The 23,950-nt window shown below is 42.7% G+C and carries 21 protein-coding genes and 5 tRNA genes; 21 read left to right on the top strand and 5 right to left on the bottom strand.

Translation table 11 applies throughout. The features are described from left to right. Window positions 1-36: 36 nt before the first annotated feature. Window positions 37-1,269 (bottom strand): ATP-dependent RNA helicase SrmB, encoded by a 1,233-nt coding sequence (srmB, locus tag IRQ78_RS07905; protein ID WP_055198154.1) that lies wholly within the window; start codon window positions 1,267-1,269, stop codon window positions 37-39. A gap of 76 nt (window positions 1,270-1,345) precedes the next feature. On the opposite strand from srmB, the gene IRQ78_RS07900 reads away from it, so the two are divergent. Then, window positions 1,346-2,044: a tRNA1(Val) (adenine(37)-N6)-methyltransferase gene (locus IRQ78_RS07900; protein ID WP_194441773.1), complete on the top strand. Its 699-nt coding sequence runs from the start codon at window positions 1,346-1,348 to the stop codon at window positions 2,042-2,044. 3 nt (window positions 2,045-2,047) lie between these two features. On the opposite strand, the gene IRQ78_RS07895 is transcribed toward IRQ78_RS07900, so the two are convergent. Beyond that, window positions 2,048-2,731 carry a hypothetical protein gene (locus IRQ78_RS07895; RefSeq protein ID WP_054551244.1) on the bottom strand — a complete coding sequence of 228 codons (684 nt, stop codon included), beginning with the start codon at window positions 2,729-2,731 and terminating at the stop codon, window positions 2,048-2,050. A gap of 58 nt (window positions 2,732-2,789) precedes the next feature. Next, window positions 2,790-3,224, bottom strand: coding sequence for a hypothetical protein (locus tag IRQ78_RS07890; protein WP_194441772.1), 435 nt, complete (start codon window positions 3,222-3,224; stop codon window positions 2,790-2,792). 104 nt (window positions 3,225-3,328) lie between these two features. Here IRQ78_RS07890 and IRQ78_RS07885 point away from each other — a divergent pair, with 104 nt between their 5' ends. After that, complete coding sequence (locus IRQ78_RS07885; RefSeq protein ID WP_054551246.1) at window positions 3,329-3,757, top strand: DUF2147 domain-containing protein; 429 nt, start codon at window positions 3,329-3,331, stop codon at window positions 3,755-3,757. Window positions 3,758-3,799: 42 nt separating this feature from the next. Here IRQ78_RS07885 and fldB read toward each other — a convergent pair whose 3' ends face one another. Beyond that, the gene (fldB, locus tag IRQ78_RS07880) at window positions 3,800-4,321 is read right to left on the bottom strand and encodes a flavodoxin FldB (protein WP_054551247.1); all 522 of its coding nucleotides are present in this window, start codon (window positions 4,319-4,321) and stop codon (window positions 3,800-3,802) included. A 128-nt stretch (window positions 4,322-4,449) separates the two neighbouring features. On the opposite strand from fldB, the gene xerD reads away from it, so the two are divergent. The 11 genes from xerD to IRQ78_RS07825 all read left to right on the top strand — a co-directional run bounded on the left by xerD (window position 4,450) and on the right by IRQ78_RS07825 (window position 12,051). Continuing rightward, window positions 4,450-5,337 carry a site-specific tyrosine recombinase XerD gene (gene xerD / locus IRQ78_RS07875; RefSeq protein WP_229677541.1) on the top strand — a complete coding sequence of 296 codons (888 nt, stop codon included), beginning with the start codon at window positions 4,450-4,452 and terminating at the stop codon, window positions 5,335-5,337. A 59-nt stretch (window positions 5,338-5,396) separates the two neighbouring features. Continuing rightward, window positions 5,397-6,131: a bifunctional protein-disulfide isomerase/oxidoreductase DsbC gene (gene dsbC / locus IRQ78_RS07870; RefSeq protein ID WP_054551249.1), complete on the top strand. Its 735-nt coding sequence runs from the start codon at window positions 5,397-5,399 to the stop codon at window positions 6,129-6,131. A 77-nt stretch (window positions 6,132-6,208) separates the two neighbouring features. Then, window positions 6,209-7,930: a single-stranded-DNA-specific exonuclease RecJ gene (recJ, locus tag IRQ78_RS07865; RefSeq protein ID WP_054551250.1), complete on the top strand. Its 1,722-nt coding sequence runs from the start codon at window positions 6,209-6,211 to the stop codon at window positions 7,928-7,930. 143 nt (window positions 7,931-8,073) lie between these two features. After that, a protein-coding gene (gene prfB, locus IRQ78_RS07860) for a peptide chain release factor 2 (RefSeq protein ID WP_105181232.1) occupies window positions 8,074-9,172 on the top strand; the annotation gives its coding sequence in 2 pieces (ribosomal slippage) (window positions 8,074-8,148 and window positions 8,150-9,172; 1,098 coding nt in all). Between the two features lie 26 nt (window positions 9,173-9,198). Next, the gene (gene lysS, locus IRQ78_RS07855) at window positions 9,199-10,734 is read left to right on the top strand and encodes a lysine--tRNA ligase (protein ID WP_054551251.1); all 1,536 of its coding nucleotides are present in this window, start codon (window positions 9,199-9,201) and stop codon (window positions 10,732-10,734) included. A 251-nt stretch (window positions 10,735-10,985) separates the two neighbouring features. Continuing rightward, a complete protein-coding gene (locus IRQ78_RS07850; protein ID WP_054551252.1) occupies window positions 10,986-11,183 on the top strand; it encodes a hypothetical protein in 198 nt (65 codons plus the stop codon). Between the two features lie 112 nt (window positions 11,184-11,295). After that, window positions 11,296-11,388: transfer RNA gene (locus IRQ78_RS07845), tRNA-Ser, on the top strand. A gap of 38 nt (window positions 11,389-11,426) precedes the next feature. Then, a tRNA-Arg gene (locus IRQ78_RS07840) sits at window positions 11,427-11,503 on the top strand. A gap of 81 nt (window positions 11,504-11,584) precedes the next feature. Beyond that, window positions 11,585-11,661, top strand: a tRNA-Arg gene (locus IRQ78_RS07835). 141 nt (window positions 11,662-11,802) lie between these two features. Further along, window positions 11,803-11,879, top strand: a tRNA-Arg gene (locus IRQ78_RS07830). Between the two features lie 95 nt (window positions 11,880-11,974). Beyond that, window positions 11,975-12,051 (top strand) — tRNA-Arg (locus IRQ78_RS07825). A 480-nt stretch (window positions 12,052-12,531) separates the two neighbouring features. Here the strand turns inward: IRQ78_RS07825 and IRQ78_RS07820 are convergent. Beyond that, window positions 12,532-14,547: a TonB-dependent receptor gene (locus IRQ78_RS07820; RefSeq protein WP_194441771.1), complete on the bottom strand. Its 2,016-nt coding sequence runs from the start codon at window positions 14,545-14,547 to the stop codon at window positions 12,532-12,534. 283 nt (window positions 14,548-14,830) lie between these two features. Between IRQ78_RS07820 and IRQ78_RS07815 the strand changes: the two genes are divergently transcribed. The 8 genes from IRQ78_RS07815 (at window position 14,831) to IRQ78_RS07780 (ending at window position 23,942) form a co-directional block, all read left to right on the top strand. Further along, the gene (locus IRQ78_RS07815; protein WP_194441770.1) at window positions 14,831-16,018 is read left to right on the top strand and encodes a hypothetical protein; all 1,188 of its coding nucleotides are present in this window, start codon (window positions 14,831-14,833) and stop codon (window positions 16,016-16,018) included. Between the two features lie 16 nt (window positions 16,019-16,034). Next, window positions 16,035-17,411, top strand: a complete 1,377-nt coding sequence (locus tag IRQ78_RS07810; protein WP_194441769.1) for an SH3 domain-containing protein — start codon at window positions 16,035-16,037, stop codon at window positions 17,409-17,411. An 8-nt stretch (window positions 17,412-17,419) separates the two neighbouring features. After that, the gene (locus IRQ78_RS07805; protein ID WP_194441768.1) at window positions 17,420-18,532 is read left to right on the top strand and encodes a mandelate racemase/muconate lactonizing enzyme family protein; all 1,113 of its coding nucleotides are present in this window, start codon (window positions 17,420-17,422) and stop codon (window positions 18,530-18,532) included. Further along, complete coding sequence (locus tag IRQ78_RS07800; RefSeq protein WP_194441767.1) at window positions 18,529-19,278, top strand: L,D-transpeptidase family protein; 750 nt, start codon at window positions 18,529-18,531, stop codon at window positions 19,276-19,278. Before IRQ78_RS07805 ends, IRQ78_RS07800 begins: the two co-directional genes overlap by 4 nt. An 80-nt stretch (window positions 19,279-19,358) precedes the next feature. Further along, window positions 19,359-20,927 (top strand): sodium:solute symporter, encoded by a 1,569-nt coding sequence (locus IRQ78_RS07795; RefSeq protein WP_194441766.1) that lies wholly within the window; start codon window positions 19,359-19,361, stop codon window positions 20,925-20,927. Further along, window positions 20,928-21,839 carry a BadF/BadG/BcrA/BcrD ATPase family protein gene (locus IRQ78_RS07790; protein ID WP_138617553.1) on the top strand — a complete coding sequence of 304 codons (912 nt, stop codon included), beginning with the start codon at window positions 20,928-20,930 and terminating at the stop codon, window positions 21,837-21,839. Continuing rightward, window positions 21,829-22,764 carry an N-acetylmuramic acid 6-phosphate etherase gene (murQ, locus tag IRQ78_RS07785; RefSeq protein WP_138601982.1) on the top strand — a complete coding sequence of 312 codons (936 nt, stop codon included), beginning with the start codon at window positions 21,829-21,831 and terminating at the stop codon, window positions 22,762-22,764. The genes IRQ78_RS07790 and murQ overlap by 11 nt, the downstream gene beginning before the upstream one ends. Further along, window positions 22,764-23,942 carry an exo-beta-N-acetylmuramidase NamZ family protein gene (locus tag IRQ78_RS07780; RefSeq protein ID WP_194441765.1) on the top strand — a complete coding sequence of 393 codons (1,179 nt, stop codon included), beginning with the start codon at window positions 22,764-22,766 and terminating at the stop codon, window positions 23,940-23,942. Before murQ ends, IRQ78_RS07780 begins: the two co-directional genes overlap by 1 nt. The last annotated feature ends 8 nt before the right edge of the window (window positions 23,943-23,950 follow it).

The raw sequence follows: 23,950 nt of genomic DNA, 5'->3' as shown, positions 1-23,950 counted from the left end.
CTCGGCATTTTTACTTTTATGATGTTAAAGTTAAAACTACTTTTTCTTCTTCGTTTTAGCTTTGGCTTTTTTCTTTGCCTTCATTTTTACTGGATCTTTTTTCTTCTTAGATGGGATCTTCGCTTCTTTGTGCTGTGGCTCAAGCCCTTTAATTACGCGGCGTTTAAGCTTTTGCTCAATGTAGCGCTCAACTTTACCAACAATTGCCACATCATGAGCTTCAATAAATGATATCGCAATGCCTTTTTTACCAGCACGGCCAGTACGTCCTATACGGTGTACATATACGTCTGCGGTGCGTGGCATATCAAAGTTGATAACATGGCTGATATCAGCAACATCAATACCACGAGCAGCAACATCTGTTGCAACTAGGATATTGTTGCGGCCAGAGTGAAAGTTTTCCATCGCTTTCATGCGCTTATCTTGTGGCATTTCACCGCGTAACCAAGCAACACGAAGACCTTCGTTATTTAGCTCGCCAACCAGTGTCTCAAGGCGTTCACGAGTTTTAACAAACACAATTGCTTTATGAATGTCGTCACCATTTAACGTTTCAACCAACATTTTTAGCTTGTGGTCGTAGTCATCCGCAAGGTGAACCCATTGATGGATTTTGCCTTTTTCTTTACGTGAAGATTCGGCTTCAAGCAGTGCCGGATCGTTTAAGATTCGCTCTGCAAATAACTCAACGCTGTCACCTTCAAGGGTGGCTGAGAATAAGAAACATTGACGGCGGTTACGTGCTTCATCACAAATGCGTAGCATTTCTTTACGAAAACCCATGTCTAGCATGCGGTCAGCTTCATCAAGAATAAGCATTTCAACGTTTTCAGCATGGAAGTTCTCTGTTTCGAGGTACTCCATTAAACGCCCTGGTGTGGCAATGAGAATATCGTTATTGCTTTCGAAAATTTCTCTGTGTGTCCCGTAGTTTATACCACCTGTCACAACCCCAATTTTAAGATGAGTTTGTGCTGCGAGTAATTCACATTGCTCATGAATTTGGTAAGCAAGCTCACGGGTTGGTGTCATGATCAATACGCGTGCAAAGCCAGGATCGCGACGCGGGAAATCAAGCAAGTATTGAATTGCAGGGATCAAAAACGCGGCTGTTTTACCCGTACCAGTAGGGGCAGATGCCAAAATATCACGACCTTGAAGTGCTTCAGGGATCGCTTGTTGTTGAATACTGGTTGGCGTATCAAAACCCATTTTATTAATGGCATTTAACAGCTTGTTATCGATATCAAATTCAGAAAATTGCATAGAGTGACATAAATAGAGGACAATTGAGCCTAATTATACGCGTTAACGCGGCTGTGGTGAATGAAAAGGTGAAAAAATGTCAGGCTTTGTGTTTAAACAATTTACGGTAACGCAAACGCGCGCAGCGATGAAAGTATCGACCGATGGTATTTTGTTAGGGGCGTGGGCTGATGTGAGTGGTGCTAAGCACATTTTAGACATTGGTACAGGCACAGGGTTGTTGGCGTTAATGGCAAAACAAAGAATGCCTGATGCAAAAGTAAGTGCCATTGAAATTGATTCTGATGCCTGTAATGATGCTCGAGACAACTTTGCGGCTAGCCCTTGGCCTGATATAAACCTTTTCGAAGGAGCTGTGCAGTCATTTAGTGCAGCAGAGCCTTTTGATACAATCATCACCAACCCGCCGTATTTTAATGCGAGCCTAAAAGGTGAAAACCATGCTCGAAACACTGCCCGCCATACTGACGGCCTTAGCTTCAACGAATTAATAGCGACATGTACTAGGCTCAGTCATGGCAAAACGCGCTTGAATGTGATCTTGCCTTGCGTAGAGGCACAACAATTCATTGCTGTTGCCGAGCAAGCTGGCTGGTACTTAAACCGCCATTGCTTGGTTCGCACCAGCGACAAAAAGCAAGCGAGCAGAAGCCTGATGCTATTCAGCCAAAACAACGGTGAATGCGAAACAACGTCGTTAACCATACATGCAGCTGATGGCAGCTACAGCCAAGATTATAAGGAGCTATGTAAAGCTTTTTACCTAAAGATGTAATGGTTATTCAGCAATGCTCGCTTCAAGGCCATCTTCACTTAAGAGCAAGGTATATGACTGCCCATATGATGCGTCGCAGATTGAGACGGGTTCATAGACTCGCTTATCCTCATCGTTAATTCTTGATATTTTCAAGTCATCAGCGCAGTCATCAATGTGGTACCAGTAACTTAATTGATTCTGATATAAATTAACGAGTTGTTTTTCGACTTTTAAGCGAAGGTTTTCAGTTGCGAGAATACGAATCGCAAAAAAGTCATCTTTATTATCATTGGCTTTTTTGACGAGTGTTAAACGGAGCTTTTCAGCATTTTGCCAAGCAATAAAATGATAAGGTTGATCTTGAGCTACCTGATACATCTGTGTGGCTGAGTTACTTGTGTCGCTGTGATCGACTACATAAAAGGAAATACGACTGCGTTCATTGTGAGCATGTGTTACATCAACGGGAGGTGATTGCGATGCAAGCGTATCAACATAGTATTTAGAGTCTTTAAACTCTTGAGCATCACCAAATAAATCAGTGTTCGCCATGTAATAATCCACTTCTAAATCAGTGGTATTTACGAGCGTGTAATTGTTCTCATACATTTCGTCGCCAAAGTTATGAGTTTCTTCAACTTCTAATTCATCACACCCTGCGAGCAAAATGCTTGCGGCAGCTATTATTGGTAGCGCACTTTTCATTGTTATTCCTTTTACAAATGAAGGAGCTGTTTAGGCTAAACAAAAAGTCATTGTACCTTTATTGTTTGCTAAATTGTACCGGTGGTTGTAATTGCATGACTTCATCAAGCTGAATTTGCTGCACATATTCAAGCTTTAATAGGGTATTTAATACAGCTTTACTGTGCGACTTTTCTATTTCGGCGCTGCAAAAATCAATAATGCTAAAGCGACGCTTGATCAGCAGACCTTCGATGTCAGGTAAAGGATGTGTAGTTTCAATTAGTACGCGGGTTGTTGGACAAGGGTCAGCATAGCCTGAGCGTAATAATTTTTTTAAATTAAATAAGTTATCATCAAGCCGACCCAGCTCAATGGCGGCTTTGGCGCTGTCAGGAATAAATAATGGCTCAGCAAAGCGATTTATTTTTATTTCGCCCGTGGCGTTAATTGTAGCTACCTGGTTACTGTCGTAACTGACAATATCACCGGTAATTAATGTGAATTGACTCATTGTGTTCCCTCGCAATGTTGTGTCGATTTCAGAGCTAAGCTAAATGGTGTGTTTGCTTAAGCCCTGATATAGTGCCAAAGTCTTAAGTTTTATACGAGTTTTTTATGTTCCGTTTATCAATTGTTTTATCTACCTTATTATTTTCTCAGTTGAGCTATGCCGCATTGACGCCAGTGGGTCTTTGGAAAACCATTGACGAAGAAACGAATGAAGCGAAATCTTTAGTACGTATTAGTGAGCAAGATGGTGTATTGGTTGGCAGTGTTGAAAAAATCCTTAACCCAGCCAAGCAAGACGCAATCTGCGAAGAGTGCAAAGGCGATAAGAAAAATCAACCTATTCTAGGGTTACAAATTATAGAAGGTGCTAAAGATGCCGGTGATGGTAGCTGGCAAGAGGGTGAAATTCTTGACCCGAACAATGGTAAAACCTATACCCTTAAACTGACGCCACAAGAACAAGGTAAGGTGCTTGAAGTACGCGGCTATATTGCATTTTTCTATCGAAATCAATATTGGCAACGCGTTGAATAACCATTAAAAAAGCCAAGCAATGCTTGGCTTTTTATTCATGGCTTACAAGCTTTCACTGTACTCAGTCATGACTTGTTCAACCCAGCTTGCGATACGTTCATCACTAAGCTCATATTGACTGTCTTCATCAAGGGCTAGGCCAACAAATTGTTTGCCATCTTCAGTGAGTGCTTTTGAAGCCTCAAATTCATAACTTGCATCGTTAGGCCATTTGCCTAGCAAGGTAATGCTTTGATCACAAATTTCATCGTGTAACATGCCAAGTGCATCTTGGAACCACTGACCATAACCTTGTTGATCGCCCATACCAAACAGAGCCACGGTTTTGCCGTTTAGGTTAACATCTTTAATGTCGTCCCAGATTGATTCCCAATCTTCTTGCAACTCACCAAAATCCCAAGTTGAAATGCCGAAGATCACGAAATCAAATTGCTCTGCATTTTTTAATGGCTCATCTTTGATATTGTGAAGGCTCACGATGTCGTGACCAATAATATCGCGAATTTTCTCTGCCGCTATTTCTGTGTAGCAGGTTGTAGAACCATAAAATAAACCAATCTGCATCGTATTTATCACTGTGTATTTGCCTGATATGATAGGCGTAAGTTTACCGTAAGGTATAATCAATTGATACCTTGATAAGGATGAGAGTACGCGTGGCTGATAATAATTCACAAGCCCAAAAAGGTGTAATAACAGCAAATAACGCCGAACATTTAGAGTTATTTTTAGATACGCTGTATCTTGAGCAGGGAGTCAGCGAAAATACACTCGCCGCTTATCGCAGTGACCTTGAAAAGTTTTGCCAATTTTTAAAAGATAAAGACCTACTGGCTGTCCGCTCAGATGATATTGAAGCGTATTTAGCATACCGTGTTGATTTAGGACTGAAGTCGCGCAGTACAGCGCGAAGCATCAGTGCACTTAAGCGTTTTTATCAGTATTTTGTACGCGAAAAAGCCATTGCCGATTCGCCGATGGTCAATATTGCTCAGCCAAAAGCTGGGCAGTCATTACCAAAAACACTGTCAGAAGCCGAAGTCGAAGCTTTGCTTGCAGCCCCAGACATAGAAGATGCAATGGGGCTTCGTGATAAAGCTATGCTTGAGCTGTTATATGCTACTGGGCTTCGTGTTACAGAGCTAGTAGGACTCAGAATGGAGCAAATTAATTTGCGCCAAGCGGTGGTCTTTGTAAAAGGTAAGGGTAATAAAGAGCGTTTAGTTCCCTTAGGCGAAGAAGCAATGTACTGGCTTGAGCAGTTTTTAAAAGTGGGTCGTTCGCAAATGATTAAACATGCCACTGACTTTGTGTTCCCATCAAAGCGCGGGATTGGCATGACACGACAAACTTTTTGGCATCGCATCAAACACTATGCTATTTTGGCATCAGTTGAATCGCCGTTATCACCGCATACGCTCAGACACGCGTTTGCAACGCATTTGCTTAATCATGGGGCGGACCTTAGAGTCGTGCAAATGATGTTAGGTCACAGTGACTTATCAACAACACAAATTTATACCCATGTAGCGAATGAAAGATTGAAGTCGGTACACGAGCAACATCATCCACGTGCTTAGTGCAAGATTTTTAAAGATGTACCGGTCTATATAAAAAATGATCAGGATATAGGATATTTATGAAAAAGTTAGTTTTAGCCACAGCACTACTAGGCACAAGCTTAAATGTGTTTGCCAATGGCGTATCAACAACAGACGCTGCTGATGCCCCTATCATTGCTAAGTTTGCTGAATTAGGCGTAACCGTTAAGCAAATCAACCCAAGCCCAGTGGCAGGTCTTAAAGAACTAATTACTGACAAAGGTGTGTTGTACGCAAGCCCTGACGGTCAATTTCTAATGCAAGGAACACTGATTGACCTTAATAATCGAGTTAATTTAACAGAGCATGCTCTAAGTGACGTTCGTAAAGAAGGTGTTGCTGAGTACGAAGACTCAATGATCGTTTACAAAGCGAAAGACGAAAAGCATTCGATCACAGTCTTTACCGATATCACCTGTGGTTATTGTCGTAAATTACACCGTGAACTTGATGACTTCTTAGATGCGGGTATCACGGTTAAATACCTTGCTTTCCCACGTGGTGGTTTACGTGGTAAAGGTTACCAAGATTTAATGAATGTATGGTGTGCTAAAGACCCTGCTGAAGCATTAACAGAAGCAAAAGCGGGTGCAGAAGTCGCTGTCGTGCCTGGTTGTAACGCACCAATTGCAGAGCACTACCAACTAGGTCAAAGCTTTGGAATGTCGGGCACACCGGCAATTATTTTAGAAGATGGTACCATGATCCCTGGTTATCAATCAGCTGCGCAAATTAGCCAAGCGCTTGATGCTTTACCAAAAACATCTTCATAACTGATTTTTTTAACGAAAAGGCCTATTTGTCTTAGGCCTTTTTTATTTGTCTTAAGCAAAGAAGTACCATTTCCGACATGGAAAAAATAATTCAAGCTCGTCCTCATGTTGATGATTCGCATTTACCACACCATTTACATCCTGTAATTAAGCAAATATATGCGACTCGGCAGGTGCAAAGTGCCACTGAACTCGATAATAGCGCTGCAACATTACATGACTTTAAGCTGTTTAAAGATATCGACAAAGCTGTTGTGCTATTACAACAAGCCCTCGCGGATCAAAGTCGCGTGTTAATCGTCGGTGACTTTGATGCCGACGGTGCAACCAGCACAGCAACCTTAATGCAAGGTCTTGCTATGTTCGGCTTAAAGAACCTTGATTACTTGGTACCAGACAGATTCAGCCTAGGTTATGGCCTAAGCCCCGCACTTGCTGAGCAAATAGTAACCATGCAACCCGAGCTTGTGATCACCGTTGATAACGGTATTTCATGTATCGATGGCATTGCCATTGTAAAGCAAGCAGGTATTAAGGTGCTGGTAACTGATCATCATTTACAAGGTGAAGCCCTACCAAATGCAGATGCTATCGTGAATCCGAATCGCCATGACTGTCAGTTTCCATCGAAATCGATAGCAGGCGTTGGGGTGGCTTTTTATCTGCTCATTGCTTTACGTAGCCACTTACGTGAACAAGGGTACTTTCAGCAAAATCCAATGCCAAATTTGGCTGAGTTACTTGATATTGTAGCCCTTGGTACCGTTGCCGATGTGGTCGCGCTTGATGCCAATAACCGAACCTTAGTTCATCAAGGTTTAGCACGTATTCGCAGTGGTAAAACACGCCCTGGTATTAGTGCTCTCATTGAAGTGGCAAATCGCAATGCGGCCCGTTTAAGTGCCAGTGACTTTGGCTTTTCATTGGCACCACGCTTAAATGCAGCTGGGCGTTTAGATGATATGAGTTTAGGTATAGCCTGTTTGTTATCAAGCGATATAAACCAAGCTCGCCGTATTGCCAGTGAGCTCGACAGCCTCAATCATGAGCGCCGTGAAATAGAGCAGGGTATGCAAACTGAAGCACAAGCGGTGCTTGATCGTTTAGCATTTAAAACCGAGTCAGTGCCTGATGCCATTTGTTTATACCAAGCTGATTGGCACCAAGGTGTGATTGGTATTTTGGCTGGCCGCTTAAAAGAAAAATATCACCGCCCGACGATTATTTTTGCAGCGGGTGATAACGGCGAAATAAAAGGCTCTTGCCGCTCTATTGAAGGGCTGCATATGCGTGATTTGCTTGAGCGAGTAAATACGCTCTACCCGCATTTGATCAGTAAATTTGGTGGCCATGCCATGGCGGCGGGGCTGAGTATCAATGAGCAGTGTTTTACTGAATTTAAAACCGTGTTTGAGCAAATGGTGACAGACACACTCACTGAAGAGCATAAGCAAAGTATTTTACTTACCGATGGTGAATTGCCTAATGAGTGCTTTTCGATGGAGTTTGCAAACCAGCTAAAAAATGCCGGCCCCTGGGGTCAGCAATTTCCAGAGCCAGTGTTTGAACATGTATTCGAAGTAATACAGCAGCGCATTGTTGGTGAAAAGCACTTAAAACTGGTTTTAAAACATCAGTCTGGACGGTTAGTTGACGGCATTGCATTTGGGGTTGATGTGCGTGCATGGCCAGATACCGAAGTGCGTTATGTAAAAGCTGCTTATCAACTCGATATAAATGAATTCCGTGGTAAATTCTCGTTACAGTTGATTATTCGAGAGCTACAAAAAGCGACATAAAAATATCGTTATAATCGACATAAAAGGCTAATAAAACGCTCGGTTTTTTGTTAAAATCGGGCGTTTTTAATATTTGTAGATAATTTACCGTATTTATTGTCGATATCGGTGCGCGGTAAATCAGCCATTTTGGAGTAATGTACATGTTTGAAGTGAATCCTGTGATTAATCAAATCAAGGAAATTCGCGAACGTACTGAACTGCTTCGGGGGTACCTTTGACTACCCTCTTAAGAAAGAGCGGTTAGAAGAAGTTAACGCAGAACTTGAAGATTCAGCAGTGTGGAATGAGCCTGAGCGAGCTCAAGCACTTGGCCGTGAAAAGTCGGCACTCGAAGCTATTGTTGAGACCATTGATAATCTAGTGTCTGGTACCGAAGATGTTGAAGGTTTAGTCGAGCTTGCTGTTGAAGCAGAAGATGAAGAAACCTTCGCTGAAGCTGAAGCTGAATTAGGCGATTTAAACGCACAGCTTGAAAAGCTAGAGTTCCGTCGTATGTTCTCAGGCGACCATGACCAAAACGATGCTTACCTTGATTTACAATCAGGCTCTGGCGGCACTGAAGCCCAAGACTGGTGCAACATGCTACTGCGTATGTATTTACGTTGGGGTGAAGCAAAAGGCTTTAAAGTTGAACTGGTTGAAGCAACTGATGGTGATGTGGCTGGTATCAAGGGCGCAACAGTGCGCTTTGTTGGCGAATATGCATACGGTTGGTTACGTACAGAAACAGGTGTTCACCGTTTAGTGCGTAAGAGCCCGTTCGACTCAAGTGGTCGTCGCCATACTTCGTTTGCATCGGCATTCGTTTACCCAGAAATCGACGATAATATCGAAATTGATATTAATCCGGCAGACTTACGTATTGACGTTTACCGCGCATCAGGCGCAGGTGGTCAGCACGTAAATACAACAGAGTCAGCGGTTCGTATTACTCACATACCAACCAACACTGTTGTACAGTGCCAAAATGAGCGTTCACAGCACAAGAATAAAGACCAAGCAATGAAGCAGTTAAAAGCGAAATTGTTTGAACTTGAAATTCAAAAGCAAAATGCTGAGAAACAAAGCCAAGAAGATGCTAAATCTGATATTGGCTGGGGTAGTCAAATTCGTTCATACGTACTTGATGACTCGCGCATTAAAGACTTACGTACTGGCGTTGAAAACCGTAATACACAAGCGGTTCTTGACGGCGACTTAGATAAATTTATTGAAGCCAGCCTTAAATCTGGCCTATAACCACCAAGCTAAAAAAGAGCTAAAAAATGACTGATCAAATCCAAGACGAAAATAAGTTAATCGCTGAGCGTCGTGGCAAATTAGACGCAATCCGCGAAAATTGCCCAGCCAACGGTCATCCAAACCAATTCCGTCGTGAACATTACACGGCTGATTTGCAAGCTGAGTTTGGTGATAAATCGAAAGAAGAATTAGTTGCTGAGCAACATGTTGTATCAGTTGCAGGTCGTATTCTTGCAAAACGAGGTCCTTTCCTTGCGTTACAAGACATGAAAGGCCAAATTCAAGCGTACGCATCAAAAGACGTACAAAAAGAATTAAAAGCAAAATACGGTCAACTTGATATCGGTGACATCATCGGTGTTAAAGGCGCACTAAATAAATCAGGTAAAGGTGACCTTTACGTAGAAATGACAGAGTACGAGTTACTGACAAAGTCATTACGTCCGTTACCAGAAAAATTCCATGGTTTATCTGACCAAGAAACTAAATACCGTCAACGTTATGTTGATTTAATTACGAATGATGCGACACGTGAAACTTTCCGTATTCGCTCAAAAGTTGTTGAAGGTATCCGTCGTTTCTTAGCTGATCGTGACTTCATGGAAGTTGAAACACCGATGCTACAAGTGATCCCAGGTGGTGCGTCTGCTCGTCCATTCGTCACACACCACAATGCACTTGATATCGACATGTACTTACGTATTGCCCCTGAACTTTACTTAAAACGTTTAGTTGTAGGTGGCTTTGAGCGTGTATTCGAAATCAATCGTAACTTCCGTAACGAAGGTTTATCAACGCGTCATAACCCAGAATTCACGATGATCGAATTCTACCAAGCATATGCGGATTACATTGACCTGATGAACATTACTGAAGACATGTTACGTACTGTTGCGACAGACGTACTTGGTTCACCAATTGTGGTAAACACAACGAAAGATGAAAATGGTGAAGTTGTTGATTCAGTAGAGTACGACTTTGGACAACCTTTTGCTCGTTTAACAATGAGCGAGGCTATCCTTAAGTACAACCCAGACTTTGATGCTGCGGTATTTAATGACCCTGAAAACCATTTTGAAGAACTTAAAGCGTACGCAAAGCAAGTACACGTTAAGATCCCAGAAAACTGCGTATGGGGCCCAGGTAAGTTCTTGTGTGAAATCTTCGAAGAGACTGCTGAGCATAAGTTAATTCAACCAACTTTCATTACCGCTTACCCGTGGGAAGTGTCTCCACTTGCGCGCCGTAACGATGAAAACCCATTTGTGACTGACCGTTTTGAATTCTTCGTAGGTGGCCGTGAATTAGCAAATGGTTTCTCTGAGCTTAACGATGCACAAGATCAAGCTGAGCGTTTTGCTCGTCAAGTTGAAGAGAAAGACGCAGGTGATGATGAAGCAATGCACTACGATGAAGATTACATTCGTGCGTTAGAGTACGGCTTACCACCAACAGCGGGTGAGGGTATTGGTATCGATCGTCTAGTGATGTTATTTACTGACTCACCAACAATTAAAGACGTGATCCTATTCCCACACATGCGTCCTCAAGCTGACTAATCAGCTAAATGTTCTGAAAACGCCGCTTTTTAGCGGCGTTTTTGTTATCAGAATTTTCTGATTTTTATTGCTCTCAATTTTTATATTTAATTGTAATTAGCTGATCTAAAAGAAAATGCTGAATTATTCTTCAAACGAAGTTACTAAGTTGTAAAGTTTTTCTACTAATTCTAAGTCCGATAGTATTATTTTTACACAAGATATGACATCATTACGCCATTCTCTTCAACGTTTAAACGGACTTAATAATAATGACAAAAAAGCCTTCGCAGTCTTCAGTAGAGACAACGCCAAGCGAGCATCAACGTGAAGCTTTTTATCGTGCCTGCATCGCCGAATTCCAACAATTGGGTTATCAAGACCAATACCTAGCCGAATTAACAGATGAACTAATCCCACTGACGGGTCTTGAGCCGTTGAGTGATAAAGAAAAAACGACTAAAGGGTAAACAAAAACGAGTTGTTTTTGTGCGTTGTGGATAATCTATAACCATCTGTACGATTTTCCTTGAAAAGTGTTTGACATATTTCCTGAAGTCTTTATTATACGCCCCACAAGACGGAGAGGTGGCCGAGTGGCCGAAGGCGCTCCCCTGCTAAGGGAGTATAGGGTTTGTAGCTCTATCGAGGGTTCGAATCCCTCCTTCTCCACCATTTTTTTTAAAATGGCATGTCTTGAAAGTAATATGTGTGGACGCGTAGCTCAGCTGGATAGAGTACCTGGCTACGAACCAGGCGGTCGGAGGTTCGAATCCTCCCGCGTCCGCCACTTTTTACTTTGACTCTGCATCGAGTATAAACTTGAGTCTCTTGCTAAGAGAATAAATTAGCAATGTTCAAATGTGCGTGTGGACGCGTAGCTCAGCTGGATAGAGTACCTGGCTACGAACCAGGCGGTCGGAGGTTCGAATCCTCCCGCGTCCGCCATATTTGAAACTCACATCGAGTATAAAGATACAAATTTGGTCGGAGGTTCACTCTTTCAAGAGACGTCCCGCAACCGCCATATTTGAAAGCTCACATCGAGTATAAAGATAAAATCATTGCAAGATTATAAAATGCAACTGCGGACGCGTAGCTCAGCTGGATAGAGTACCTGGCTACGAACCAGGCGGTCGGAGGTTCGAATCCTCCCGCGTCCGCCACTTTCTCTTAGAAAGTGATATAAGCCGACAAGCTGTCGGTTTTTTTGTCTTTAAGACATGGTCAATGCGCGACTTAAACATGCGAAACATACTGCGGACGCGTAGCTCAGCTGGATAGAGTACCTGGCTACGAACCAGGCGGTCGGAGGTTCGAATCCTCCCGCGTCCGCCACTTTCTATTTGAAAGTGACATAAACCGACGAAAGTCGGTTTTTTGTGCCTGCAATTCGCGTAGGTATGGTTGTAGGAGCGACTTCAGTCGTGAATAAATATACCGTTTTATTGCACCTTATTATTCTTTAGGCGACTTTGAACCACGCAGCCGAAGGTTCACTGTTTCAAAATACGTCCCGCGTCCGCCACTTTTTTCTTGAAAGTGACATAAACCGACGAAAGTCGGTTTTTTTGTGCCTGCAATTCGCGTAGGTGTGGTTGTAGGAGCGACTTCAGTCGTGAATAAATATACCGTTTTATTGCACCTTATTATTCTTTAGGCGACTTTGAACCACGCAGCCGGAGGTTCACTGTTTCAAAATACGTCCCGCGTCCGCCACTTTCTTCTTGAAAGTGACATAAACCGACGAAAGTCGGTTTTTTTGTGCCTGCAATTCGCGTAGGTATGGTTGTAGGAGCGACTTCAGTCGCGAATTCTTTAAAATAAAAAACTCATGCTTAATCGAACTGTGCGTGGCTCAATGGGGTGAAAGTGATTATCTTCTACCCCTTCTGTTGGTTCGCCCGCTAGTCTTGATGAGTAGTAGTAATCAATGTCATGGTCATTACTATCAAACAAGTTAAGTAATTCAAGCTCTGCTTTCCAGTGAGTTTGCTGATAAGCAACTAAACCATTCACCACAGTTAGCGGTTCGGAACGTTTGCTACCATCATCGCTCAGCATACGTTTACCAATATGACGTAGTCGTAATGAGGTTTGCCATTGCTGAGCAAACTGCCAATTAACACCTGCACTTGCAACAACAGGAACGGCTCCTTCAATACGGTCGTTTTGGCTGTCAACGTTTAAACGTGAGTGGGTAAAGGATGCTTCTGCATCTAGGCTTAATGTGTCTGCGAGCCAATAGTAGGCACTCAGCTCTAAACCATAGCGCTGTGATGCATCACTGGCTTCGGTGTTACCTGCATCGCCGACGAAAAGTAATTCTGAATCAAGTTTCAACCACCAAAGTGCCGCGGAGAAGTTAAATTGCTGCTCATCGAAGTAACGCATGCCTACTTCAGCGCCCTCACTCTTGACCAATAAGTCAACGGTGTCTGTTGCTTCAAGTGACACTGGATCTTGGGTAATGGTGGCGCCTCGAGCATCATTTGAATGAAAAGACTGCCCCCAGTTTGCATAACCAGCAAGGTTATCAGTAAATAAGTAAGTTAGACTCGCCTTAAAGCCGAGTAAATCATCATCTGCATCTCCAGAATTTAAACTGTTGTCGCTATCAACGTGAGCATCTAAATAATCATATCTAACACCAAGGGTTGCCTCTAACTGTTGGCTTAAATGAAGTTGTGTTTGCCAGTATGCTGTATAGCTTGTTTCCTCGACACTGTCTTGTCGTACTGTTGAAAGGTACTTTCGGGCTTGTGTATTGTATAGGCCAACTTTATTCACATTATCATGCCTAAGCTCTGTTCCAACGGTATGATTAACGGGAATATCACCTACATTAGCTGTAAATTGATAGCTTAGTGTTCCACCTGAGATAGTGCGGTTATCTCGTTGGTTAAACTGATCGCCATTAATTGGATCATTAAGGAAATATGAGAAGTTAGAGTATAAATTTAGCTCGTAGTCGATGAGGTATGCACTTACTGATAAGTTTTGTCCTTGCCAATTTGTCGATAAGCTATACCGACTTGACTCTCCGCCAAGTGTTTTATCGAGTGAGCCAAGCTCTGAAATGATACCTTGCTCAATAGCCCTTTGCGGGATCTGATCTGCTGAATTCCAACTGTTGTCATAAGCCATTGCCGTAATTGATAAGTTACCTTGTTCTGAATCACGACTATAACGTAGCAATGCGTTTTTTTTATTAACGTCTTCATTAATATCCTGCCAAGGCCCATCATAAACTTGCCACTCTGTCGCGCCTACCAGTTTGCCACTACCAATTGAGGTACTCCCTAATGCAACACCTCTATAGAAGTTATCTTCCCCTACAGTGATACTGAGCTGATCATGTTTAGGGTTGTCAGATAAATGAAAATAAGCACTGCCAGCCGTTGAAAAGTCGCCTTGGCGCACATCATAACTGCCTTTTTGATAACTAACAGTGGCAATTGTTTCTGGGATTATAAAGTTTAAGTCAGTATAGCCTTGCCCATGACCATGATTGCGCATATTGATAGGCATACCATCAATGTTCGTGGCAAAGTCTGTTCCATGATCAAGATTAAAGCCACGAATAAAATATTGATTCGCTTTTCCAGAGCCGCTGTGTTGGGTGACAGCCATACCGGGAATTAACTCAAGCAATTCAGTAGATCGAAGCATGGGTCTATTTTCTATTTCACCCTGACCAATAATACCGCTAGAGGCGCTTATAGACTCACCAATTAATCCAGTACGGTGACCATAAACCGTTATTTTTTCTATATTAGCAAACGCGTTAAAAGAGCAGCAGAAGGTTACAACACTGATACATAGCTTATTCATTTGAAAGATCCTTATTTGAAAGGTGCTAATCAACAAACGAGTAATTGCTAATATTGGATGCAAGAAACGTTTAAAAAATTGAGTTAATTTGCTTCATGGTCAATTTGTGTTAGATTTAATAAAATATTCCAAAAATAATAACAAGTGGGAATTTTATTTTATGTATGTGAAAGGTGCATATCAAAACAGGCTGGCTATAAGTTGCACCCTGATACTCTTGGCAGGTTGTCAAACAAGCACTGAAAAAGCCCCGATAACCGACCAACAATACTTCGAGCAGGTAATGTTAGCGCCTGCTATTTTGCCAAACGATTTAACCAATACCGGCTGTTTATCGCTTGAGAGTGAAACTAAGCTGCAAGGCTATAAATCAGCAGCTGAGGTTAATTACCAGCAGGTGGGTTGGCAAAACAGAGTGGCAGCCGACTGGCAGTATTTTTTAGCCCCAGAGCAACCGGGCAAGCTACTCCTAATCGATTATCAAGTTCAAGCAGGGCAATTAGCTTACCGGTATTTAAGTGACGGCAGCCACAATGAGCTGTATGAACCTTGGAGCTCATCGAAGGTTCAAGCGTTTAGCGGTGCGCTGTCAAAAGTAAAGCAAACTCACCCAGAGCTTGGCGCAGCTTCTTTTGCTGGTGATACGGCACTCGCTGATTTGATCAGCAGTATTAATAGTTACGAAGCATTTGGTAAAGCTGATGGTAACTCAAATGCGATAGCCAGTTATTTTGTCAATGTCGCAGGGCGCGAATATTTACGTGGGCTTTTTAATGATGGCTGGCTAAAACTACAGGATCAGCGTTTGTTATTTAACGGCGCATATGGCTCAGAGCAGTTTATGCCATCAGACGAATACTGGCATAACCCTGTTAATAATGAGCTTGATGCAAAGATAAGTCGGTTCAAAGCAAGCAGTGATGATCCTGGCTATTTAGGGTATCGTTGTGAGGGTTGTGGTTTAACGGGCAACAAAGCAATGACCACACTTGTTCAAGCGGAATGGTTAAAACGTCTGGTTAGTCATCAGCGTGAACCAAGTACGCAAATGCCTTATTTACAAGCAACTGATGTTGACGTGCTACTTAACGGCACAGGTCATACAAATGAACATGCTCAAGTTGGCGGTATGATGGTAGGTATCAGTCATATCGTTACAAATGCATTGGCAAATGTTATTGCACCAAATGATAGTCGCTCAGTAAAGGAAGTGCTCGATGGTGCAACGAATGGGCAGTGGCGTGTTTGGCAAAAAATTGGTTGGGGGCCAAGTGAAACGCGCTCCACCACAGAAACGGTTATGTTGGCACATGTGTGTTTAGGCAATTATCAAGGTGGCCGTGAGTTTACATTTAGTGTGCAGCAGTCAACTTTGGGAGCCGACGAAGCCAATTTGCCAACAGTCGGTAAGCAAATGCAGCAAAAATTGCAGCATGCTTTTACAAAATTATTAGATTCACGCGTTCAATAAGAATTAAGGTACAGCTATGCGTCGTTCAATTATCGCTTTATCAATTACTTTAGGTGTTGCTTTTAGTGCACCTATGCATGCTGAGGGTTGGCAATCTGATGTTATCGGGGTCACGCAGTCACAGCTTTCGCCCAGCTACTGGCTAGCACAAGGTGCATCAGCAAAAGTGATCATGACAGAGGCGCAAATTGCAGCCTTCAACGAGAAACTAGTAAAAGATAATAAATACATTGTTGATCCTCTTTCATTTCAAAAATTGCTCAGTAAAGACGAGCTAACAAGCGCCATTCATTCGGCAAGTTCAATTCCAAAAAGCCCGCGCTTTTTTACCGATGGCCGCCAACTCACAGCGAAAGATTTTGCTAAATATCAGGAAAACTTAAACCTTAACAAAGTCAGAGATAACAATGAGGTACGCTTTGCTGTGGTCGTTAAGCGCACCGCATTACGCACTTTTCCAACCTGGGATCGGGTTTTAAATAGCGGCCTTGATCAAGACTTAGATCGCTTTCAAGAAAGCGGAATGTTCCCGGGCGAAGCGGTTGCTGTATTGCATCAAAGCGCAGATAAAAAATGGTTGTTAGTACGTGCTTACAACTATCTTGCGTGGACGCCTGCCGAAGATCTTGCCTTTGCTGATGCAGATAAAATTAAAGCCTATCGCGAACAAGATAACTTTTTGGTGGTAACCGGTGCAAAAGTAAATACTGCTTATGTGCCAAATGATGAAGGCCTCTCAGAAGTTCAGCTCGATATGGGAGTGCGCTTACCATTAGTTGATAGTGAGCAAGTACCGTATTTGCTAAATGGTCAAAACAGCTATGCTAGCCATGTTGTACAGCTACCAACCCGCGATGAGCAAGGCAAACTTGTAATTAAACCGGCGATGATCAGTAAAACTGCCGATGTAAACTTAGGCTACCTAGACTACAACGAACAAAATCTGATTAAACAAGGCTTTAAGTTTTTAGGCGAGCGTTATGGTTGGGGCCATGATTACAATGGTCGCGACTGTACTGGCTTTGTTGGTGAAATTTATAAGAGCTTTGGCCTACTAATGCCGCGTAATTCAGGTCAGCAAGGCAGTAGTGAATACGGGCAAAATAGTCGTTTTGATAAAAATACTGCGGCAGATGATAAGTTGCCAAAGGTTAAAAACATGGCGATTGGCGATCTAATTTATATTCCGGGTCATGTAATGATGTACTTAGGAGAGCATCATGGTGAGCCTTATGTTATTCATGACGTTAAAGGCTTAGGTTATAACAAAGGCGATGGTAGTTTTTATAATAGTGCCTTGAATGGGGTGTCGGTCACGCCATTATTGCCACTTAGATTATCTCAAGAAACCAGCTACTTAGATCGTATCTATAACATTAAGCGTATTCGCTAGAGGCCAGTATGAAAATTAAAGCTGTTCGCTTTGCAAAGCTCAAAGTGCCATTAGTTACCCCATTTAAAACAGCACTGAGAGAAGTGAGTTTTATTGAGGATTTAGTGGTTTTAATCGACACCGAATGTGGCCAAATTGGCTATGGTTCTGCGGCTTCAACACCGGTTATTACAGGCGATACCCATCAAGGAATGATAGCAGTCATTCAGCAGTTTATTGCCCCTAAATTAGTGGGGCAAGAAATCGAAAACATCAATCAGCTTACCCACATTATTCAATCAACGGTGGTTGGTAACAGTAGTGCAAAAGCGGCTTTAGAGTTAGCAGTTTACGACTTGTGGGGCAAGTTCTATCAAGCGCCTTTGTATAAGCTACTTGGTGGTGGTAATTCAGCGCTGAAAACTGATATCACCATTAGTGTCGATAACATAGATAAAATGCTCAGTGATTGTCAGCGAGCGGTTGAGCAAGGTTTTGATGTATTAAAAATAAAAATCGGCAATAACCTTAATCAAGATATTGAGCGAGTAAAAGCAATCCATGCAGGCTTTGCCGCTAAGGCGCAGCTGCGTTTAGATGTAAACCAAGGCTGGAATGCCAAACAAACTGTGTTTGCACTGCAGCAACTTGAGCAAGCAGGCGTGGTATTAGAGTTGGTTGAGCAGCCAGTAAAAAGCAGTGATATTCAAGGTCTCAAATATATTACTGAGCGAGTGAGCACCCCGATTATGGCCGATGAAAGCGCCTTTTCACCGAAGCAAGTGATCCAACTTTTAGAGCTTGGCGCAGTTGATATTATCAATATTAAATTAATGAAAACGGGCGGTTTAAGCCGAGCAATTGAGATTGCTAATATCACAGCCCAATACCAAGCAGAGTGCATGATAGGTTGTATGCTAGAAGGCAGTATTGCCGTTGCAGGTGCTGCACATTTAGCCTCTGCCAAAGCGCAGCAAATCAGTAAAATCGATTTAGATGGTCCAGCCCTTGGTCAATATGACCCTGTGCAAGGGGGCGTTGAATTTAGCGGCCCACAAATACGCTTATCGGAAGCCCCAGGTCTTGGTATTGAATCAATAACGGGGCTTGAACTAATTACAAACGGAGTATGGCCAGCATGAAAAAACTAGTCAGTCTTATTGCAGTTATGAGTTTATCGGCTTGTGCCAGTAAAGAGTTACCTAAACCTATTATTGATAACAGTCATCAACAGCTCGTGGTGGTGGTAGCCAATGACAGTGATGCCATTGATGCTACCTTGTATCGCTTTGAAAAAACCGCTGGTAGTTGGCAACAACAAGGCCAGCAACACGCGGTGGTACTGGGTCGTACTGGCCTTGCGTGGGGAGTGGGGCTGCATCCTGCACAGCCGGGTCAGCAAAAACAAGAAGGTGATGGTAAAGCGCCGGCAGGTATTTTTGAGCTTGGTACTGCTTTTGGCTATCTAGATTCATTACAAACGAACCTTAGTTATCAAGCAATGACAGCAAATGATTATTGTATCGATGTGAAAGGCTCACCGTTTTACAACCAATTGGTTGATAAAGCACAAGTTGGTGAAGATGCCGTAAAAGACTCTTCAGAATGGATGCGTCGTGATATTTACAGCCAAGATAACCTTTATAAAAAAGGCATTGTTGTTAAGCATAACCCAAGCAATATCAATGGCGCGGGCAGTTGTATCTTTATGCATTTATGGCGGGCGCCAAGTAAGCCTACAGCAGGTTGCACAGCAATGACAGAAAGCAATATGGATGCGTTACTTGCGTGGTTAGATGAGCGTAAAAAGCCGCTATTAGTCAGCTTAACCAAAGCGCAATATCAACAAAAGCAAAGTCAGTGGCAATTACCTAACTTAGCTAAATAAAAATAATGAAATAAAAGTATTTTAATTTTGTCATAATGATGGAATAATATATTCCATTAAGGTTTGGGTTAGGATAATAAATGAGTGCAAATTACGCTTTTCTCGATTGGCTAGTATTCGCAAGTTACGGTGCAATTTTATTGCTAAGTGGCTGGTGGTTTAATCGCAAACGCGCTAACTCAAGCCAAGATTTTTTTCTAGGCGGAAATAGTATGCCAACGTGGATGGTGGCTATTTCTGTTTTAGCGACTTCGCAATCAGCGGCAACGTTTATTGGTGGGCCTGATCAAGGCTATCAAGGTGATTTTTCTTATATTGCGACTAATATCGGTGCCTTTATTGCGGCCTTCATAGTATCGGCATTTTTAATTCCGAAGTTCTACCAGCAAAAAGTGTATACCGTTTACGAATTGCTTGAAAAACGTATCGGACCAAAGGCCAAGCGCCGTAGTGGCATGATGTATTTATTTGGTCGTGTGTTTGCCAGTGGCGCCCGTTTATACATGGCCGCTATTGCTGTGGCGATGATTCTGTATGGCAATATCGATGCCGATAGTGTGGTCATCGCGACTTTAGTATTGGCGCTTGCGGGTCTGCTTTATACCTTTTTAGGTGGCATTCGCAGCGTTATTTATTCTGATGTACTGCAAAGTATCGTTTATGTCAGTGCGGCTATTGCGGTTATTTGGTGCTTGTTGAGTGTTATTCCGGCTGATTTCTCAACCATTATTGCAACTTTGAGTGAGCCAAGTCCTGGTGCAGATTCAAAACTTGCGCTGTTTAAATTTGATTTAGATTTTGGCCCGTCAGGTGTGTTTAACATGGCCTCTGTGTTAACGGGGTTTGTGCTATTAAACATCGCTGCATTTGGTTTAGACCAAGATATGACGCAGCGCTTATTAACCTGTAAAAGTCCAAAAGAAGGCAGTAAAGCGTTATTACTATCGGTGGTGATGGTGATCCCAGTTATGGCTATTTTTATCTTTATTGGTTTGCTGCTGTATATTGTTTATCAGCAACCTGCACTAATGAATAGCGAAGCTGGGCAAACGGTCGTACAAGAATTTAATGGCGAAAAAATTACTATCTTTATGTACTACGTATTAAACGAAGTACCAGCCGGGGTTAAAGGTTTAGTCAGCGTGGGTATTATTGCTGCCGCTATTTCTACTTTGAACTCTGGGCTTAGTTCGATGTCTTCAGTCATCGTACAAGATATCTATCGCCCTTACTTGGAAAAACACAATAAACAAGTAAATGACCATCACTTTGTAAAAGCGGGTCGTGTAGGTATGGCTCTAGTAAGCCTTGCCTTAGCGCTTATGGCTATTCTTTGCTATTTCTGGCAGCAATACAGTGATATGCCATTATTAAAATTTGCGCTAAGTGTCATGGTGTTTTCGTACAGCGGTTTGTTAGGTGTGTATTTTACTACCTTGTTCACCAAACGAGGTAGTGAAGGTTCAGTGTTAGCGGCGCTAATAGCGGGCTTTATGGTGACCTTATTAATGCAGCCCTACATGATTGACTGGCTACTACCTGAGTCAATGCGCTTTTACTTAGGATTTACTTGGCAGCTATGCATAGGTACATTGCTCGCAACACTTGTATGTTGCCTAGGTAAAGCGGCACACGAGAAGAGCGCATAAATGGCCTTACGCTATATTTTAGCCATCGATGGCGGCGGCACCAAAGTGTTAGCTGAGCTAAAAGAGCAGGCAAGTGGTGCGACTTTCCGTGCCCAAGCGGGTTCGGCATCAATTTCGAATGATCTTGATTTAGCGTTAGAAAACATTGTTAAAGTGACCCGTGATGTTTGTCAGCAAAGTGGCGCAAAGCCAAGTGAAATTGTCACCGTTATGGGGGTTGCTGGTGGCTCATCGCAGAGTCTTGCTGAACAATTAACAGTGATGCTCAAGCTAGTGTACGAAATAGAATTTGCCAGTTTGCAAATTACCAGCGATGCAATTACGTCATTATATGGTGCTAATCTTGGTGACCCATGTGTGGTTATTGCCCTTGGCACCGGTGCTGTCGGTGCACGATTAAACGCCCAAAAGCAAACAAAGTTGGTGAGCGGTTGGGGCTTTTCCGTTGATGATTTTGGCGGTGGTGCCCGCATCGGCCTGATGGCAGTGCAGCAATTATTAAACGATATAGATATTTATGATTTACCAAAAAGTCGATTAACGGTTCGTTTGAGTGAGCAGCTAGGATGCACTCGTCAAACAATTAGTAGTTGGCTTAAACAAGCAAAACCTGCGGATTATGCAGCATTTAGCCCATTAGTGTTTAGCTTACAAAACGACTGTGAGGCGGCAAAAACGGTATTAACAGAGCATACCCAATCGGTGGTTAGGTTAATAGATAAAAGCCGAGGTAACTCGCCGTTACCGGTGATTTTAATTGGTGGTTTAGCGAAAGTCAGCCAACCATTATTGCCACGAGCCTTACAAAACGAATTATCTCCTTGTAAAGGAGATTCATTAACTGGTGCCGCCATTTTAGCGGCAAAGCATTACCATGACATTATTGAAAAAGGACAACCCAATGAGCCCTGAGCACGTCTTTAAGCAACAACGTGAGTTACTCGAAGAGTTAAACGGTATTGTCTCCGAAGGGCAAAACCCAGACACTTTGGATATCGATCTGCTCAGCTCCACTGAGATCCTCACTAAGATCAATAATGAAGATCACAAAGTAGCGGGTGCCGTGAAACAAGTGATCCCACAAATTAGTGAAGCTGTCGATCATGTGGTTGACGCATTTCAACAAGGTGGCAGGTTAATCTACATTGGCGCTGGCACCAGTGGTCGCTTAGGTATTTTGGATGCAGTTGAATGTGCGCCTACCTATAGCGTTAGCGATCAGCAAGTGCTCGGTATTATTGCAGGTGGTGACACCGCGGTTAAAAAAGCCGTAGAAGGCGCTGAGGATAGTACAACACTTGCTGTTGAAGATTTAAAAAATGTGAGTTTAACCAGTAAAGATGTCGTGGTTGGCATAGCTGCCAGTGGCCGTACCCCCTATGTTTGCTCGGCAATTGAATACGCTAAATCGTTAGGTTGTGTCACTGTGGGTGTTACTTGTAACCCAGACTCAGCTGTGATGCGTTTACCACAAATTGGTATTTGCCCTGTAGTTGGTGCAGAAGCTGTGACTGGTTCTACACGTATGAAATCGGGCACTGCACAGAAACTCGTGTTGAATATGCTAAGTACAGCCAGCATGATCCGCACAGGTAAAGTCTATAAAAACCTGATGGTTGATGTAAATGCCAGTAACGAAAAGCTACATGCTCGTGCTATTCGTATTGTGATGCAAGCAACAGAGTGTTCGCAGCAGCAAGCCGTTGATGCATTAAAGCAAGCAGGGCAAAGCGCAAAACTGGCTATTTTAATTGTGTTGACCGGAAAACCAGCTCCTGAAGCAAAACAGTTATTGTCAAAAGCAGGTGGCTTTTTACGTAAGGCGGTTGAAGAATAATGCGTTTATTAGTTATTTTACTTCTTAGTTGTTTTGCGCTTTTAGGTTGCCAAGAAACACCTGCACAAGCGCCTAAAAATGCACAGCCTTTACAGGTTGGCGCAGCCAATTTTCAAGCTTATGTTCCTGCATTAAAAGGTAAACGTGTTGGCTTGGTCGTTAATCAAACGTCAGTGGTGAATGGTCAACATTTGGTTGATGCATTACTTGATAATGGCGTAGTGATCGGCAAAATATTTGCCCCAGAGCATGGTTTTCGCGGCGATCATGACGCCGGTGCTCACGTTAAAAGCACAGTAGATGCTAAAACCGGCATTGATGTTGTGTCGATTTATGGCAGTAATAAAAAGCCAAGCCCTGAGATGCTTGCAGATCTAGATGTCATTATTTTTGATATTCAAGATGTTGGTGTGCGTTTTTATACTTACATCAGCTCAATGCATTACGTAATGGAAGCTGCCGCTGAAAATGGTAAACAGGTTGTGGTACTCGATAGACCTAATCCGAATATTGCCTATGTTGATGGGCCTATTCTTGACCCACAATTTCGCTCATTTGTTGGCATGCACGAAATTCCTGTTCTACACGGTATGACAGTGGCTGAACTTGCTCAAATGATCAAAGGCGAAGGCTGGATAAATGACGCTGATAAGCTTGAGCTAAGTGTCGTGCCTGTTACAAACTATGACCGTACTATGGCCTATGAGCTACCAATAAAGCCAAGCCCTAACTTACCGAATGCTCAATCAATTGCGCTTTATCCATCATTGTGTTTCTTTGAAGCAACGCCTGTAACTATTGGCCGTGGCACTGATTTTCCGTTTCAAGTTGTCGGTTACTCGCCAGTTAAACTGGGCGAATTTAGTTTTACCCCAAGGGCAATTAAAGGCGCTTCAATGCACCCTAAATTCAAAGGGGTTGAAGTATTTGGTCAAGACTTACGAGATGCTGATATTCATGGCCTAGATTTAAACTTGTTTATTTCGGCTTATCAACAGTTGAGCGCGAATGAGCAAACGTTTTTTGAACGCGCTGATTTTATGGATAAACTTGCAGGTACTGATAAATTGCGTTTAGCGATTGAAGCTGGCCAAACTGAGCAGCAAATAAAGAAAAGCTGGCAAGCCGATTTAAGTGCTTTTAAACGCAAGCGAACGCCATATTTGCTGTATCAATAATAATTAGA

The sequence above is a fragment of the Pseudoalteromonas simplex genome (genome assembly GCF_015278155.1).
Lineage (GTDB): Bacteria > Pseudomonadota > Gammaproteobacteria > Enterobacterales > Alteromonadaceae > Pseudoalteromonas > Pseudoalteromonas simplex.
This window is presented reverse-complemented; position numbering and strand designations above follow the sequence as displayed.

Coding starts and splice junctions, on each gene's coding strand:
- IRQ78_RS07895 (WP_054551244.1), bottom strand. CDS start 2,731: ATGAAAAGTGCGCTACCAATAATAGCTGCCGCAAGCATTTTGCTCGCA.
- IRQ78_RS07815 (WP_194441770.1), top strand. CDS start 14,831: ATGTTAGCGCCTGCTATTTTGCCAAACGATTTAACCAATACCGGCTGT.
- IRQ78_RS07780 (WP_194441765.1), top strand. CDS start 22,764: ATGCGTTTATTAGTTATTTTACTTCTTAGTTGTTTTGCGCTTTTAGGT.
- srmB (WP_055198154.1), bottom strand. CDS start 1,269: ATGCAATTTTCTGAATTTGATATCGATAACAAGCTGTTAAATGCCATT.
- IRQ78_RS07900 (WP_194441773.1), top strand. CDS start 1,346: ATGTCAGGCTTTGTGTTTAAACAATTTACGGTAACGCAAACGCGCGCA.
- lysS (WP_054551251.1), top strand. CDS start 9,199: ATGACTGATCAAATCCAAGACGAAAATAAGTTAATCGCTGAGCGTCGT.
- dsbC (WP_054551249.1), top strand. CDS start 5,397: ATGAAAAAGTTAGTTTTAGCCACAGCACTACTAGGCACAAGCTTAAAT.
- recJ (WP_054551250.1), top strand. CDS start 6,209: ATGGAAAAAATAATTCAAGCTCGTCCTCATGTTGATGATTCGCATTTA.
- IRQ78_RS07820 (WP_194441771.1), bottom strand. CDS start 14,547: ATGAATAAGCTATGTATCAGTGTTGTAACCTTCTGCTGCTCTTTTAAC.
- IRQ78_RS07885 (WP_054551246.1), top strand. CDS start 3,329: ATGTTCCGTTTATCAATTGTTTTATCTACCTTATTATTTTCTCAGTTG.
- IRQ78_RS07800 (WP_194441767.1), top strand. CDS start 18,529: ATGAAAAAACTAGTCAGTCTTATTGCAGTTATGAGTTTATCGGCTTGT.
- IRQ78_RS07810 (WP_194441769.1), top strand. CDS start 16,035: ATGCGTCGTTCAATTATCGCTTTATCAATTACTTTAGGTGTTGCTTTT.
- IRQ78_RS07795 (WP_194441766.1), top strand. CDS start 19,359: ATGAGTGCAAATTACGCTTTTCTCGATTGGCTAGTATTCGCAAGTTAC.
- IRQ78_RS07805 (WP_194441768.1), top strand. CDS start 17,420: ATGAAAATTAAAGCTGTTCGCTTTGCAAAGCTCAAAGTGCCATTAGTT.
- IRQ78_RS07850 (WP_054551252.1), top strand. CDS start 10,986: ATGACAAAAAAGCCTTCGCAGTCTTCAGTAGAGACAACGCCAAGCGAG.
- IRQ78_RS07890 (WP_194441772.1), bottom strand. CDS start 3,224: ATGAGTCAATTCACATTAATTACCGGTGATATTGTCAGTTACGACAGT.
- murQ (WP_138601982.1), top strand. CDS start 21,829: ATGAGCCCTGAGCACGTCTTTAAGCAACAACGTGAGTTACTCGAAGAG.
- IRQ78_RS07790 (WP_138617553.1), top strand. CDS start 20,928: ATGGCCTTACGCTATATTTTAGCCATCGATGGCGGCGGCACCAAAGTG.
- fldB (WP_054551247.1), bottom strand. CDS start 4,321: ATGCAGATTGGTTTATTTTATGGTTCTACAACCTGCTACACAGAAATA.